The organism is Shewanella sp. 1311, assembly GCF_059338235.1.
This window is the reverse complement of the sequence record NZ_CM181686.1, coordinates 2,524,702-2,538,462: the sequence shown is the minus strand read 5'-3', so window position 1 is coordinate 2,538,462 and position 13,761 is coordinate 2,524,702. Positions and strand designations below refer to the sequence as shown.

At 48.4% G+C, this 13,761-nt stretch carries 10 protein-coding genes; 9 read left to right on the top strand and 1 reads right to left on the bottom strand.

The features are described 5' to 3' along the window. Nucleotides 1-65: 65 nt before the first annotated feature. From AC5YB3_RS11435 to AC5YB3_RS11405, 7 genes are all read left to right on the top strand, one after another. Nucleotides 66-1,739 carry a sensor histidine kinase gene (locus tag AC5YB3_RS11435; RefSeq protein WP_006083765.1) on the top strand — a complete coding sequence of 558 codons (1,674 nt, stop codon included), beginning with the start codon at nucleotides 66-68 and terminating at the stop codon, nucleotides 1,737-1,739. Then, nucleotides 1,733-2,464 carry a LytR/AlgR family response regulator transcription factor gene (locus AC5YB3_RS11430; RefSeq protein WP_006083764.1) on the top strand — a complete coding sequence of 244 codons (732 nt, stop codon included), beginning with the start codon at nucleotides 1,733-1,735 and terminating at the stop codon, nucleotides 2,462-2,464. The genes AC5YB3_RS11435 and AC5YB3_RS11430 overlap by 7 nt, the downstream gene beginning before the upstream one ends. 107 nt (nucleotides 2,465-2,571) lie before the next feature. Continuing rightward, nucleotides 2,572-3,816, top strand: coding sequence for an L-lactate MFS transporter (locus AC5YB3_RS11425; RefSeq protein ID WP_494527146.1), 1,245 nt, complete (start codon nucleotides 2,572-2,574; stop codon nucleotides 3,814-3,816). Between the two features lie 134 nt (nucleotides 3,817-3,950). After that, entirely contained in the window at nucleotides 3,951-4,688 is a 738-nt protein-coding gene (locus AC5YB3_RS11420; RefSeq protein ID WP_006084819.1) for a sulfite exporter TauE/SafE family protein, read from the top strand. A gap of 136 nt (nucleotides 4,689-4,824) precedes the next feature. Continuing rightward, entirely contained in the window at nucleotides 4,825-5,289 is a 465-nt protein-coding gene (locus tag AC5YB3_RS11415; protein ID WP_006083761.1) for an NlpC/P60 family protein, read from the top strand. A gap of 59 nt (nucleotides 5,290-5,348) precedes the next feature. Continuing rightward, nucleotides 5,349-6,812, top strand: coding sequence for an MFS transporter (locus AC5YB3_RS11410; protein ID WP_494527145.1), 1,464 nt, complete (start codon nucleotides 5,349-5,351; stop codon nucleotides 6,810-6,812). Between the two features lie 92 nt (nucleotides 6,813-6,904). Next, entirely contained in the window at nucleotides 6,905-7,933 is a 1,029-nt protein-coding gene (locus AC5YB3_RS11405) for a LacI family DNA-binding transcriptional regulator (RefSeq protein WP_494527144.1), read from the top strand. A gap of 114 nt (nucleotides 7,934-8,047) precedes the next feature. Here the strand turns inward: AC5YB3_RS11405 and gtfA are convergent, their stop codons facing one another. Beyond that, a complete protein-coding gene (gene gtfA, locus AC5YB3_RS11400) occupies nucleotides 8,048-9,526 on the bottom strand; it encodes a sucrose phosphorylase (RefSeq protein WP_494527143.1) in 1,479 nt (492 codons plus the stop codon). A gap of 260 nt (nucleotides 9,527-9,786) precedes the next feature. Here gtfA and AC5YB3_RS11395 point away from each other — a divergent pair, with 260 nt between their 5' ends. Continuing rightward, on the top strand, nucleotides 9,787-11,007 hold the full coding sequence (locus AC5YB3_RS11395; RefSeq protein WP_259578810.1) for an MFS transporter: 1,221 nt from the start codon (nucleotides 9,787-9,789) through the stop codon (nucleotides 11,005-11,007). Between the two features lie 278 nt (nucleotides 11,008-11,285). Then, entirely contained in the window at nucleotides 11,286-13,682 is a 2,397-nt protein-coding gene (locus tag AC5YB3_RS11390; RefSeq protein WP_494527142.1) for a TonB-dependent receptor domain-containing protein, read from the top strand. Nucleotides 13,683-13,761 lie beyond the last annotated feature (79 nt).

Here is a 13,761-nt window from a genome sequence, read left to right as displayed (position 1 = left end):
TAACACAGATAGAATTCACATATAGAATTAGGCTGTCACTCAGCGTGATTGATTAAGGGGAAAGCGTGCTCGAAAATCAAATGATGTTACTGGCGGTATTTGAACGGGCAGCCTTGATGCTGATGACCTTGTTCTTTTTAACCCGCACTCGACCGTTCCAGCGTTTATTCCAAAAGCGTAATCACACTCCCGCAGAGCTGGTCTCAGTGGCGGCGATATTTTGCTTATTTGCGGTGTTCAGTACCTATACCGGCATTGAGGTTGAAGGCGCGTTGGTCAACGTGCGGATTATCGCGATTATTTCCGGCGGGATATTATTTGGCCCTTGGGTTGGTATTCCCGCGGGCGTGCTGTCGGGGCTGCATAGATATCTGATTGATATGGATGGTGATACCTCGATTCCGTGTTTAATCGCCAGCATTATTGCCGGTCTAATGGCGACCTGGATTTACTACAAATGCCCCAAATCTAAGTTATGGATTTATGGCATTGTGGCGGGCATGTTGTGCGAAACACTGACCATGTTGTTGATTTGGCTACTGACAGAGCCGCACCAAGTGGGTGTTGAGATTGTGAGTCACATTGCCTATCCCATGATTGCGGGCACTGTGTGTATCGGACTGATTATCAAGCTAGTGCAAGATCTCGACGATGAGAAAGAGCTCATTGCCGCCAAGCAGGCCAAGCTAGCGCTGGATATTGCCAACAAAACCTTACCTTTCTTCCGCAAAATTGATCGCCATGCCTTAGAGCAAGTGTGCGGCGTGATCCGTAATGAAATTCACGCCGATGCCGTGGCCATTACCGATACTCGCGATGTATTGGCCTATATGGGCGTTGGCAAAGATTACTACGAGGTCGATGGTCATCAAGCGATTAGCGAGATGACTCAAAGGGCGATAGAGCTAGATCAAAACATTATTAACAACGACTTACGCCAATATCATTTATCGGATTTTCATTCGGTCATCATAATCCCGCTGCGTGAAAACGGCACTGTGAGCGGTACGCTGAAGATTTATTATCGCAATAACTATCGGATTACCAGCTCGCTGCGAGAGATGGCGGTGGGCTTGTCGCAGTTGATTTCGACCCAGATGGAAGTGTCGCGTATCGAGCAACTGCAAGAGATGACCCGCAAGGCGGAGTTTACTGCGCTGCAGAGCAAGATTAACCCGCACTTTTTGTTTAATGCCCTCAATGCGATTTCTTCTTTGATCCGTATTCGGCCACAGCAGGCGCGGGAGTTGATTGCCAATCTGGCCGATTATCTGCGCTATAACCTAGCCAAGGGCGATGAGCTGATTGATATCCAAGAGGAAGTCAAACAAGTCCGCGATTATGTGGCGATCGAGCAGGCGCGCTTTGGCGACAAGCTTGAAGTGGTGTTCGATGTCGACGATGTGCATTTTTGTGTACCTTGCCTCTTGTTGCAGCCGCTGGTGGAAAACGCCATTTTGCACGGCATTCAGCCGCGCAGTGCACCGGGCAGAGTGACCATAGAAGTGAAAAAACTTGATTCTGGCATTCGCGTGGCCGTGCGTGACACTGGTTATGGCATCAGCCAAGAGGTGATAGATGGCGTCGCCGCGGGTCGCATAGAAAGCAGCAGTATTGGGTTGATGAATGTGCACCAGAGGGTGAAGTTATTGTACGGCGAAGGGCTGCAGCTTAAACGGCTGGAGCCTGGGACTGAAGTCAGCTTTTATTTACCGGAAAATGAGGCGCAAGTATGTTAAAAGCCATCATAGTTGAAGATGAATATCTGGCCCGTGAGGAGCTGGAGTATTTAGTAAAGAGCCACAGTGAAATAGACATAGTGGCAAGCTTTGAGGATGGCTTGGAGGCCTTTAAATATCTGCAGGATCATGAGGTTGATGTGGTGTTTTTGGATATCCAAATTCCGTCCATCGATGGCCTATTGCTGGCGAAGAATCTGCATAAATCGACCCATCCACCCCATGTGGTGTTTGTGACTGCATATAAAGAATTTGCGGTAGAAGCGTTCGAGCTCGAAGCCTTCGATTATATTCTCAAGCCCTATAATGAGCCGCGGATCATCAGCTTATTGCAGAAGATTGAACAGGCGGGGCGACAAGCGCCAAAGCCGCAACATGAAGCGGCGAGTAATGCCAGTCGTACCGTGAACTTAGTCAAAGGTGAGCGGATTATCGTTACGCCTTGCGAGCAAATTTATTACGCCGAGGCTGATGAAAAACTCACCTATGTCTATACCCGCACCGACCGTTATGTGATGCAAATGACCATTAGCGAGTTTGTCAGCCGCTTGCCCGCCGAGGGCTTTTTCCGTTGCCACCGTTCCTATTGCGTCAATATCAACAAGATCCGCGAAATCGTGCCTTGGTTCAATAGCACTTACCTGATCCGCTTGCATGATTTGTCGTTCGAGGTGCCCGTTAGCCGTAGTAATATTAAGGCTTTTCGACAGCTGATGAGGCTGTAATTGTCATTCATTCCTGCAGATCTGTATTTCATGCCTTAATTGATCGGCGCGAATAGCATCTCTCTTATAGTGGACTCAATTCCTGATCCCCTAAAGCGAGATGCATCATGACTAAAGAGATGAACCGTACTCGGTGCCTGACCTTAGTTGGTACTATTATCACCCAGTTTGCACTCGGCTCAGTTTACACTTGGAGCCTGTTCAATGCGCAGTTGGCCGCTAAGCTCGACGAGCCTGTCAGCCAAGTGGCGTTTGTATTTGGTTTGCTGAGTTTGTCTTTGGCCGTGGCTTCTTCCATGGCGGGCAAATTACAGGAACGCTTCGGTGTGCGTAATGTCACCTTAGGCGCAGGCCTATTACTCGGGCTGGGATTCTTACTCACTGCCCAAGCCAGTAACTTGATGATGCTTTACCTGTGTGCCGGGATTTTAGTGGGCTTTGCCGATGGCACTGGCTACTTAATGACTTTATCTAACTGTGTGAAGTGGTTCCCCGAACGCAAAGGGCTGATTTCGGCGTTAGCGATTGGCGCTTATGGTCTAGGTAGCCTTGGATTTAAGTACATCAACGTGCTGTTACTCGAAAATACTGGCCTTGAAACTACCTTCCAACTGTGGGGCTTAATCGCCATGGCGCTGGTGTTGTGTGGCGGCATGTTGATGAAAGATGCACCTGCACAATCAGCCGCAAGTCAGCAAGCCGAAAGCCGCGACTTCACCCTCGCAGAAGCCATGCGTAAACCGCAATATTGGATGCTGGCATTGATGTTCCTGTCCGCCTGTATGAGTGGTTTGTATGTGATTGGTGTAGCGAAAGATATCGGCGAGAAGATGGTCGACTTGCCAGTATTGGTCGCTGCTAATGCGGTTGCGGTAATTGCCATGGCGAACCTCAGTGGTCGTTTGGTGCTGGGTATCCTGTCGGACAAAATCCCCCGCATTCGGGTTATTTCGCTGGCGCAGATCATCACTTTAGTCGGTATGGTGTTACTGCTGTTCATCCCTTTGAATGCTAACCTGTTCTTCGTTGCCGTTGCCTGTGTTGCCTTTAGTTTTGGTGGCACAATTACTGTTTATCCATCATTGGTGAGCGACTTCTTCGGCCTGAATAACCTGACTAAAAACTATGGGGTTATCTATTTAGGTTTTGGTGTCGGCAGCATTATCGGTTCGATTGTCGCCTCGTTATTCGGTGGCTTTATTGCGACCTTCAACGTGATTTTAGTGCTGCTGGTGGTGGCGTTAGTGATGTCATTAACCATACGTTTACCAGAACCTAAAAACCCAGTGTCAGCCAAGAAAGCGACTAAGAGTACACCGCGCTTAGTGAACATGACGGCAGAATCGGCTTAAGCACACACACTTAGTCCGGCTTAGCCAAAAGCTAAAACAAAAATCCGCAGCTAAATGGCTGCGGATTTTTTGCTTTTTTATCACCTCAACAACAGGTAACTTGATAGCCATAAAGCGTTATTCAGGATGTGTTGATGTTAACGGACCCTCTTTTTTGGTTGGTGGCTATACCCGCAGTGTTGATTACGGGGATTTCTAAATCCGGTTTTGCGGGTGGCGTGGGCGGCTTAACTGTCCCGCTATTGGCGCTGGCCATTAGCCCTACCACAGCGGCGGCGCTTATGTTGCCGCTGCTGATTTATATGGATTTTTTGAGTGTGCGTTCTTGGTGGGGGCAACATAATCCGCGTCATTTATGGATATTACTGCCCGCGGCGATAGTGGGTATTTTTATCGCTTATCTGTTGTTTGATAGGTTGAATGAAGAATATCTTCGGGCGATTTTAGGTTGTGTGTCCCTTGGTTTTGGTTTGTATGGTTTGATTCTGGGGGATAAAACCCAAGCATCACCTTCACCTCTAGTAGGACGCTTGTGTGGCTTAACAGCGGGATTTACTAGCTTTGTTGCCCATGCGGGCGGGCCGCCACTCAACGCTTATTTGTTGCCGCTGCGTTTGGCTAAGGCAGAATTTTTAGCCACGGCTGTGGTATTTTTTGCTGTGGTAAATCTGGTCAAGCTTATCCCCTACAGTTTGCTTGGGCAGATTAACCAAGAGAATATTTTAGTTTCCCTGTTACTGGTGCCGCTGGCATGGTTAGGGGTAAAGCTAGGTTTGTTTATTCAAGATAAAATTAACGACAGGTTATTTAAGCGCATCATCTTGATTTTAATGGTGCTGGTGGGCGTACGTTTATTGTGGACCGCGTTATAGTTTTAAGCTTTGGGTTACATTAGTCTGCTAGAGTGCGCGGGTGTTGGGGCGTTTTGATCCCCAGCCGCCCTGAATTTACCTGATAAAAACTCAAAATTACGTTACTGTGAAATCTGCCTGCAATGAGTTTGAAGCTATGAAACGATTACTGATAGTTATCTTAGCCTTAGGCCTTGGCGCTTGTGCTAGCGCGCCAGAACCTAAGCCTGTGGTAAAGCAAGTTGAACCCGCCACGGTTTGGAACGATAGCAATATCTCCGAACTGCATTCTGAGTGGCGCGGTGTGCCCTATCGTTTAGGCGGTGGCACTAAGCGGGGCATAGATTGCTCGGCCTTTGTGTCGGTTGCCTATCAGAAGATGTTGGGTATGACCTTGCCGCGCACGGTTGAAGAACAGCAAGCCCTAGGGAAACCCGTGCCGAGAAATCAACTGCGCAAGGGCGACTTGGTATTTTTCAAGACAGGTTGGAGCACGCACCATGTCGGCATTTATGTGGGAGACGATAATTTTCTCCATGTTTCCACTAGCCAAGGGGTGAAGATTTCGAGCCTGCATAACAGTTATTGGGCGTCTAAGTATTGGAATGCACGGCGAATTTAGCACATCTTCTTTATGCACTTTCTTTTATGCACTTGGGCTGATGAGTTAGCGGAGACAATATGTCCTTAGAGCCTGCGTTATCCCAGAGTGACCCTTTACCGACTTCTGTTTTTCTCGCCATTTTCTCGGCCGTATTCTTGCCCATGTTTTTGGCGGCGGTCGATCAAACCTTACTCGCCACGGCGACGCCAGCCATAGTTGAAGATCTTGGCGGCCTGCGCCAAGCCTCGTGGATCACTATCGGTTATATGCTGGCGATGGCCGCTTCTGTGCCGATTTATGGCTGGTTAGGGGATAACTTCGGTCGCGCGAAAATCCTGATGATCGCCATAGTGATTTTTGCACTGGGTTCCATCGTTTCGGCGAGTGCGGGCACTATGGATCACATGATCGCCGGACGTATTTTGCAGGGCATGGGCGGTGGCGGCTTGATGAGTTTGTCTCAATCTTTGATTGGTGAGTTAGTTCCCATTCGGCAGCGGGCGCGTTTCCAAGGCTATTTTGCTGCTATGTTTACCCTTGCGAGTGTTGGCGGCCCTGTCATTGGCGGTATTGTGGTGCACGCTTATTCGTGGCATTGGCTATTTTGGGCGAATATTCCACTGGCCATGCTGGCGGTATGGCGACTCAATGGGCTGCATAAGCGCAGCGTTAAACCCGTGCGCCAAGGCAAGTTTGATTTAGTGGGCGTGGTCTTGTTTCCGACCATTATCACCGCACTGTTATATTGGTTATCTGTGGCTGGGCAAGAGTTTGCTTGGCTTTCTGCGACCAGCTTAGGCTTTGCCGTCTTTGTGGTGGTTGGGATTTTAGGCTTGTTATTGTGGGAGCGGCGATTGGCTAGCCCGTTTCTGCCGTTAGATTTACTGGCGAATAAGGCCGTGTATATGCCACTACTAACGGCGGCGCTGTTTGCGGCTTGTTTGTTTGCGATGATCTTCTTCCTGCCGATTTATCTGCAAGTGGGCTTACACACCAATCCCGCCAAAACCGGTTTGCTGCTCTTGCCTATGACCTTTGGTATTGTCACTGGCTCTACGATTGCGGGCCGACTGTTAAGTAAAGATGTCGCGCCTAAGTGGTTGCCGACCTTTGGTATGGGTTTAGCTTTCATCGGCTTGTTATTGATTAGCTTTGTGCCGCCTAATGCCAATGTGATTGGCGGCTTAGGTGTGTTGGTCGGGATAGGGTTAGGGACTGTGATGCCGAGTGTGCAGCTCGTGGTGCAGAGCGTGTCGGGCAAGCCGCGACTCAGCCAGATCACGGCTATGGTGTCACTGTGTCGTTCTATGGGCGCTGCTATTGGTACTGCGCTGTTTAGCGTGCTGCTTTATAGTTTGTTGCCACTCACGGGTTCTGAACTTGGCATCGCCGCCATTAAAACATTGCCGACAGAGGTGGTGCATCACGCCTTCCAATATGGATTTATGGCCGCTGCGGGTGTGGCATTGTGTGCCGCGATAGTCGGCTTTCTATCCCCTGCAACGGCATTAAAAGATCACGATAGCGAAACTGCGCATTAAGCCTAGATTTGCAGGTGCGCGACCCATTTAAGCCGTGTACTATTTGCGCTGAGCCGTATTTTTGTGGCCTTATTCGATTCCAGGACATAAGCATGACAACAAAACACTGGACCCTAAAGAGCATAGCCAACGAGTTGGGTGTCTCTAATGCCACTGTTTCTAACGCGTTTAATCGCCCCGACCAATTATCGGAAAAACGTCGTAACGACATTTTGGCTGCCTGCACTAAGTTGGGATATTTCGGGCCAAATAAAGCGGCTCAATCCCTACGTAAGGGCAAGTTTGATACTGTTGCCTTGGTACTGTCGGACAGCGTGGAATACATGGTGTCCGATCCCGTCGCCAGTAAATTTATGAAGGGCGTGGCATCTGTCTTGGAGCAAGAAAAGCTCAATTTGCTGCTGTTTTCGGGCAGCTCAGACAGCGTGAATGCGGTGGCCGACTTTGTGGATGGTTTTATTTGTTATGGTCGCCCGCGCAACGCCCTGTTAGCCGAGCAGTTAAAGCAGGTTAAGAAAAAGGTCGTCACGGTCGATTTTGATATCCACCGCAATGCATCTGTGAGCATAGACAATAAGTTAGCCGCCTATGAAGTGGCGAAACTGGCATTGCAGTCGCCCGCGGACAATGTGGCCATTTTGGGGCTACGTTTGCTCGATACCCACTTAACTTGCCGTGTGTATGATTTGAATTTGTTAGAAATCGACACCTCTGTTGCCCATCAAAGATTACAGGGTTACTTGCAAGCGATTGAAGAAGTGGGCGTTGTACTGGGGCAGGACCGCATTTGGAATATCCCCGAGAGCAATGCCGACTATGCGGCGATAGCGGCAAAAGAAGCGTTGAATTCGACTCCACGGCCGAATGTATTTTTATGCATGAGTGACTTAATCGCCTTGAGTGTGCTCGGTGAGGCGCAGGCCATGGGGCTGAATGTTCCTGAAGATGTGCGAGTCGTGGGCTTTGATGGCATAGATGAAGGCACACGTTCAAATCCGCCGTTAACGACCGTCTATCAATACTCTGAGCAGAAGGGCCGAAAAGCGGCGCAAATGTTTGTTAGTGATGCCGTGCATGCGGAAGTCTTGGGCTATGAATTACGTCTCGGTAAGAGCTGCTAGTCTCTACATCTTTTAACTAAAAAAGGCGCAATGAATGCGCCTTTTTGCTATCTCAAAACTATGTCGCTTGGCTTGAAATTAAACCTAAGCTCAAGCCCGAATAGGAACGCAAGCTTATGCTTGAGCCAGCAGTTTTGATAACGACACTTGTGTCTCTTTACCTTGCTTATTTAAAAGGATGATTTGGCCATCTTTATTGGCAAAGTCGAGGGTTAGGCTCGCCTGCGAATCGGCCGCTGTCCAAGATAAGGTTAACGTGCGTTCTGCTGATGCCATCGTAAAGCGGCCATCGAAGGCTGGGCTGCTATTACGCAGTTTAATCAGTTTAGTCAGCGCCTTAACGACAGGTTTCTGCATGGCTTGCTGCACTTTTTCACGGTTCAAGTAAGGGCGATTAATATCGCGACCGACGTGGGTGTTGTTGAGCAGCTCCATATCGTTTGGAATCGCCAGCAGACCCGCGTAATACACCTGCGGAATACCCGGTGCGAAAAACTGAATCGCCCGCGCCATCAAGTAATCTAGGTCATTCTGACCGAGGGCATCGTAATAGGTGCAGTTGATTTGATACAAATCGACGTTGCTGGCGGCCGCGCCTGTGGCTTGTAGACTCTCGCCCTTACTGTTGCCATGTATGGTTTCAACTAGATTATCGATTTGATTTTCGGTCAATAATCCGCGTAATCCATCCATAGGGCCGACGTCGATAATGCCGATGCCGTCGTGGGTGTCGAGTACGGTAATGCAGTTGCGCGGCGCCATTTCCAGCCAATGGGTCAAGGCTTGGCAATCTTGGCTAAACAGCGTGTGCAAGATGAGCGGTGGCAGGGCGAAGTCATACACCATGTCGACCTGCTTGGCGATTTCGACTTGAGTCATGTGGTGCGAATGAATTTCGGCCAGCGTTGTCATGCCTAACTCATTGGCTTGCTTAGCTAATTTATCCACGAACTCGAAGGACTCTTCAATCATAAAGCAGCTAGTGCCGGGCTTTTTAATCGCATAGCCCGCAGCATCTAAACGGATCAGATTCACTTTACAGTGGTCGAAACGCGCCAGCACTCGGTTTAAATAATCTTTACCCGCGGCGGAATGAACGTCGATATCGATTTGATTACGGGTAAAGGTGGTCCAAAACTCTTCGGTCGAGCCATCGGCTAAGGTGTAAGTGCTAAAACAACTTCCTGGACGTGGACGATAGATAGCAGCTTGATCTTGCTCGCTTAACCCCTCAGGAAATACCTTGTCTTTGGTTAAAAATAAATCCCAGTAAGCCGATTGTTTGCCGTGCTTGAGCACGTCTTTAAATTCTGGCGATTCGGCGGACATGTGGTTAACGATAAGGTCGGCCATGATGTCGTAGTCATCACCAATGCGTTTAACGTCATCCCAATTGCCTAAGCGTGAATCGACTTGCACATGGTCTATCGGATCGAAGCCCGCATCGCTGCCGTCAATGGGGAAATAGAAAGGCAAAAGATGTACGCCGCCGAATAGACCTTGCAACTCGTCATCGAGCAGCGCTTTGAGCTCCTTGAGCCCGGCATTGGTAATTCTGTCGACATAGGTGATCAGTTGCACTTGGTTTTTCATACTTTGCCCACGCTTGAGTTGTCTTTTTAGAGTAAAGGTTTATGGCAATCTTTAATTGATTGCACAACTAAACTTAATCGATTAAGTTGTATATTTAACCAATATGAAACATTATTCAAGTGGTTTGTTGGATTTTTGAGTTAGTCTCAAGTTTTGGGGGAGGCTGGCTCACTGCTGTACACAAAAGCCGAAACCCTTTCAGCATGCAGTTACTGAGCTGCTGAGAGCGAGTAGGTATAATAACGATAAGGTGGAATGGTATGGTAAGTGATTCAAAAGGTTGCGATAACCGCAATCACACCCGTATTCGGGTACTCACATATTTAATGTTTTTCATGTTCGCTATGACCTCAGATGCCGTGGGCGTCATTATTCCAGAGTTGATATCCCAGTTTGGTTTGTCCATGTCGCAGGCCAGTGCTTTCCATTATATGCCGATGATTTTTATCGCGATGAGTGGACTATTTTTAGGCTTCTTGGCGGATAAAATTGGGCGTAAGTTAACCATTCTATTGGGGTTATTATTATTCGCGCTCGCCTGTTTTATGTTCGCGCTGGGTGAGTCGTTTTACTATTTCTTGTTCCTACTCGCCTTTGTCGGCACGGCGATTGGCGTCTTTAAAACCGGCGCACTCGGGCTTATTGGCGATATCTCGACTTCCTCAAAACAGCATTCGAGCACTATGAATACGGTGGAGGGCTACTTTGGTGTCGGCGCCATGATAGGGCCAGCCATTGTTAGTTATTTACTGATCAGCGGCGTCTCTTGGAAGTATCTGTATTTTGGCGCGGGTTGCTTCTGTTTAGTGCTGTGTTTGTTAGCTTACCGGGCGGATTATCCGCAAATCAAACGTTCCTCGACGGATGCCATTAACCTTGCCAGCACTTTTAAGATGATGAAAAACCCTTATGCATTAGGGTTTTCACTCGCTATAGGTTTATACGTTGCCACCGAAGTGGCGATTTATGTGTGGATGCCGACCTTGTTGCAAAGCTATCAAGGTGATTACACCACATTGGCCGCTTATGCCCTGACGATCTTTTTTACTCTGCGTGCGGGTGGGCGCTTTTTAGGGGGTTGGGTGCTCGATCGCTTCCCGTGGCAGCAAGTAATGTTCTGGTTTAGCTTCGCGATAAGTGCTTGTTATCTTGGGTCTATGATCTACGGCATTGAGGCCGCTGTTATCTTGCTGCCCTTGTCCGGGCTGTTTATGTCGATGATGTATCCCACGCTTAATTCTAAGGGGATTAGTTGTTTTCCCGTAGATCAGCATGGCTCTGTGGCTGGGGTGATTCTGTTTTTTACTGCCGTGTCCGCCGCCGTTGGCCCCTTGTTGATGGGGTTAGTGGGCGATATTTTCGGCCATGTTAAATATGGCTTCTACCTCGCCACTGGTTTTGCCATTTTGTTATGCCTCCTGAGCGGATTTAATCTCGTTAAAGATCCTGCCCGTCATTTGTTAACGGCTGAAGCGCACTAATTTGGGTTGTGACAGAAAATATTTTTCTGTCACATTTCTTCAATTAATCAATACTTTGACCTAGTGCACCTAGAGTGAGAACCAAAACTGTGCAAAAAACGCACTTGCTTTTTGTTGCCAAGTTGCTAACTTGTTAACTTAATCGATTAAGTTGATTCAAGGTTAAGTTCAATATGACCTTGAGCAATCACTAAGATGGTTCTTCGATTAATCACAATTCGGTAGAGGCAGCCATGGGGAGATAGGGCTGCATCTCAAATATGGGTGGGGACATAAAAATGATAAAAAGCACATCACAGAAATTCTTGTTAAGTACATTGGCCGTGTTGGTGAGTTCTCACCTTTGGGCAGCCGAAGCACCGCAACAGGAAGAAGCCAAGAAAGACGCGTTAGGTTTAGAAAGAATTACCGTGACTGGGGTTGCCCGCGGCACTCGTGTTATGGACTCGAGTGTGTCAGTCAGCAGTGTGTCACTGGCTGAGCTTGAAGTGAGCTCACCACGTTCATCGGCCGAGGCATTTCGTATTATTCCGGGGATGAAGGTCGAGTCTACTGGCGGTGAAGGTAACGCTAACATTGCCGTGCGTGGTTTACCTGTGGCGTCTGGTGGTGCTAAGTTCCTACAAATTCAAGAAGATGGTTTGCCAATCCTGCAGTTTGGCGATATCGCCTTCGGTAACGCAGACATCTTTTTACGCTTAGATTCAACAGTGCAAACCATTGAATCTATCCGTGGTGGCTCGGCATCGACTGCGGCCAGTAATGCGCCCGGCGGCATTATCAACGTGATCAGTAAAACCGGTACTTCGGATTCGGGCAGTGTTGCTACCACCTTAGGGCTGGATTACGACACTTTCCGTACCGACTTTGAATACGGCACTAGCATCAACGACAGCCTGCGTTTTCATGTGGGCGGTTTTGTGCGCACGGGCGAAGGCCCACGCGACGCTGGCTATAACGCCAACAAAGGCGGCCAGATCAAAGCTAACTTAACCAAAGAATTCGATAAGGGTTATGTTCGTCTGTATTTCAAACATTTAGACGATAAAAGCATTGGTTACTTACCTATGCCTATGTACTCAGATGGCAGTTCAATCCCAGGTTTTGATGCTAAATCCGATGCGATTCAATCCGCTTATTTCCAGTCAACCTTGAGCTTAGGTGCCGACGGAGAACGTCGCCGTGGCGATATGCGCGATGGCATGAATCCTGTAGTTAATTCTGTCGGCTTAGAAGCCTCCTTCGATTTAGGTAACGATTGGCAGGTCGAAAACCGTTTCCGTTTCTCCGATGTGAGCGGCAACTTCATCGCGCCATTCCCAGCCGAAGTGGCCAACGGTAGCGACATTGCCACCAGTATTGCTGGCACTGGCGCTAAGTTGATTTACGCCAATGGACCTAATGCGGGTAGTCAGATGGACGGTTTAGCCATGCGTATCAATACCTTTGATGTGCAGATGAATGACTTTGGCTCAATCGTAAACGATTTTAAATTGACTAAAACCTTCGACGATACCAGCGTGACCTTAGGCTATTACAATGCCACCCAAAACATCGGCATGAGTTGGATGTGGAACTCTTATCTGATGGAAGTCAAAGGCGATAATGCAGCGCTATTAGATGTGGTTGCCGCCGATGGCACTGCCTATTCTGACAATGGCCTCTATGGTTACGGCGTACCTTACTGGGGAAATTGTTGCCAACGTAATTACGATACCGACTACAGCATTAAAGCGCCTTATCTCGCGTTAGCCTCGAGTTTTGGTGACTTGTCGCTCGATGCCAGTGTGCGTTATGACAGTGGTGATGCCAGCGGTAACTACGCGGGTAGCGTGCAATCGCAAGTGGATATGAATCTCGATGGAGTGATTTCAATCCCTGAGCAGAGCGTGTCTTCTATCGATAATGCGAACCCTCAGCCAGTGAATTACGATTGGAGCTACACCTCTTACTCATTAGGTGCTAACTATCAATTTTCCAGTGACTTAGCCGCCTTTGGTCGCTTGAGCCACGGTGGCCGCGCCAATGCCGACCGTCTGTTATTTGGTAAGGTGCGTGCCGATGGTTCAGTGGCGAAGGAAGATGCGGTTGATATCGTTGACCAGTATGAGTTAGGTGTTAAGTACCGTTACGATGATCTGTCTGTGTTCGCGACGGCGTTCTACTCAGAAACCGAAGAGCAAAACTTTGAAGCTACCAGCCAACGTTTCTTCGACCGTAAGTACAAAGCCAAAGGTATCGAAATCGAGTCGGCCTATTTTATCGGTGACTTCGACTTTAGAGGCAACCTGACCTGGACCGATGCTGAGATTGCCAAAGATGCATTGACGCCAGAAGTCGTGGGCAATACCCCAAGAAGACAGGCTGATTTTATCTACTCTTTGATGGGCCGTTACAACTTTGACCAAGGTTCAGTGGGCGTTAACTTAATCGGCACCACGGATTCTTATGCTCAAGATAATAACGACTTAAGTTTCGACGGTTACAACCAAGTAAATGCCTTTGCAACTTACAATCTGACCGAAGCCATGAGTGTGTCTTTAAACGTCAACAACTTGTTTAATGCCACTGGTATTACTGAAGCGGAAGAAGGCTCAATCCCTGATAACAATATCATCCGTGCCCGTACTATTAATGGCCGCACCACAAGTGCGACGCTTAAATACGAGTTCTAAGCGGATCTTGCTACAGAAACTGTTTTTACAGAAAAAATGCTAAGCCCAAAACAGCCCATGAAAGTGGGCTTTTTGCCTG

Coding starts and splice junctions, on each gene's coding strand:
- AC5YB3_RS11410 (WP_494527145.1), top strand. CDS start 5,349: ATGTCCTTAGAGCCTGCGTTATCCCAGAGTGACCCTTTACCGACTTCT.
- AC5YB3_RS11395 (WP_259578810.1), top strand. CDS start 9,787: ATGGTAAGTGATTCAAAAGGTTGCGATAACCGCAATCACACCCGTATT.
- AC5YB3_RS11420 (WP_006084819.1), top strand. CDS start 3,951: ATGTTAACGGACCCTCTTTTTTGGTTGGTGGCTATACCCGCAGTGTTG.
- gtfA (WP_494527143.1), bottom strand. CDS start 9,526: ATGAAAAACCAAGTGCAACTGATCACCTATGTCGACAGAATTACCAAT.
- AC5YB3_RS11405 (WP_494527144.1), top strand. CDS start 6,905: ATGACAACAAAACACTGGACCCTAAAGAGCATAGCCAACGAGTTGGGT.
- AC5YB3_RS11430 (WP_006083764.1), top strand. CDS start 1,733: ATGTTAAAAGCCATCATAGTTGAAGATGAATATCTGGCCCGTGAGGAG.
- AC5YB3_RS11425 (WP_494527146.1), top strand. CDS start 2,572: ATGACTAAAGAGATGAACCGTACTCGGTGCCTGACCTTAGTTGGTACT.
- AC5YB3_RS11390 (WP_494527142.1), top strand. CDS start 11,286: ATGATAAAAAGCACATCACAGAAATTCTTGTTAAGTACATTGGCCGTG.
- AC5YB3_RS11415 (WP_006083761.1), top strand. CDS start 4,825: ATGAAACGATTACTGATAGTTATCTTAGCCTTAGGCCTTGGCGCTTGT.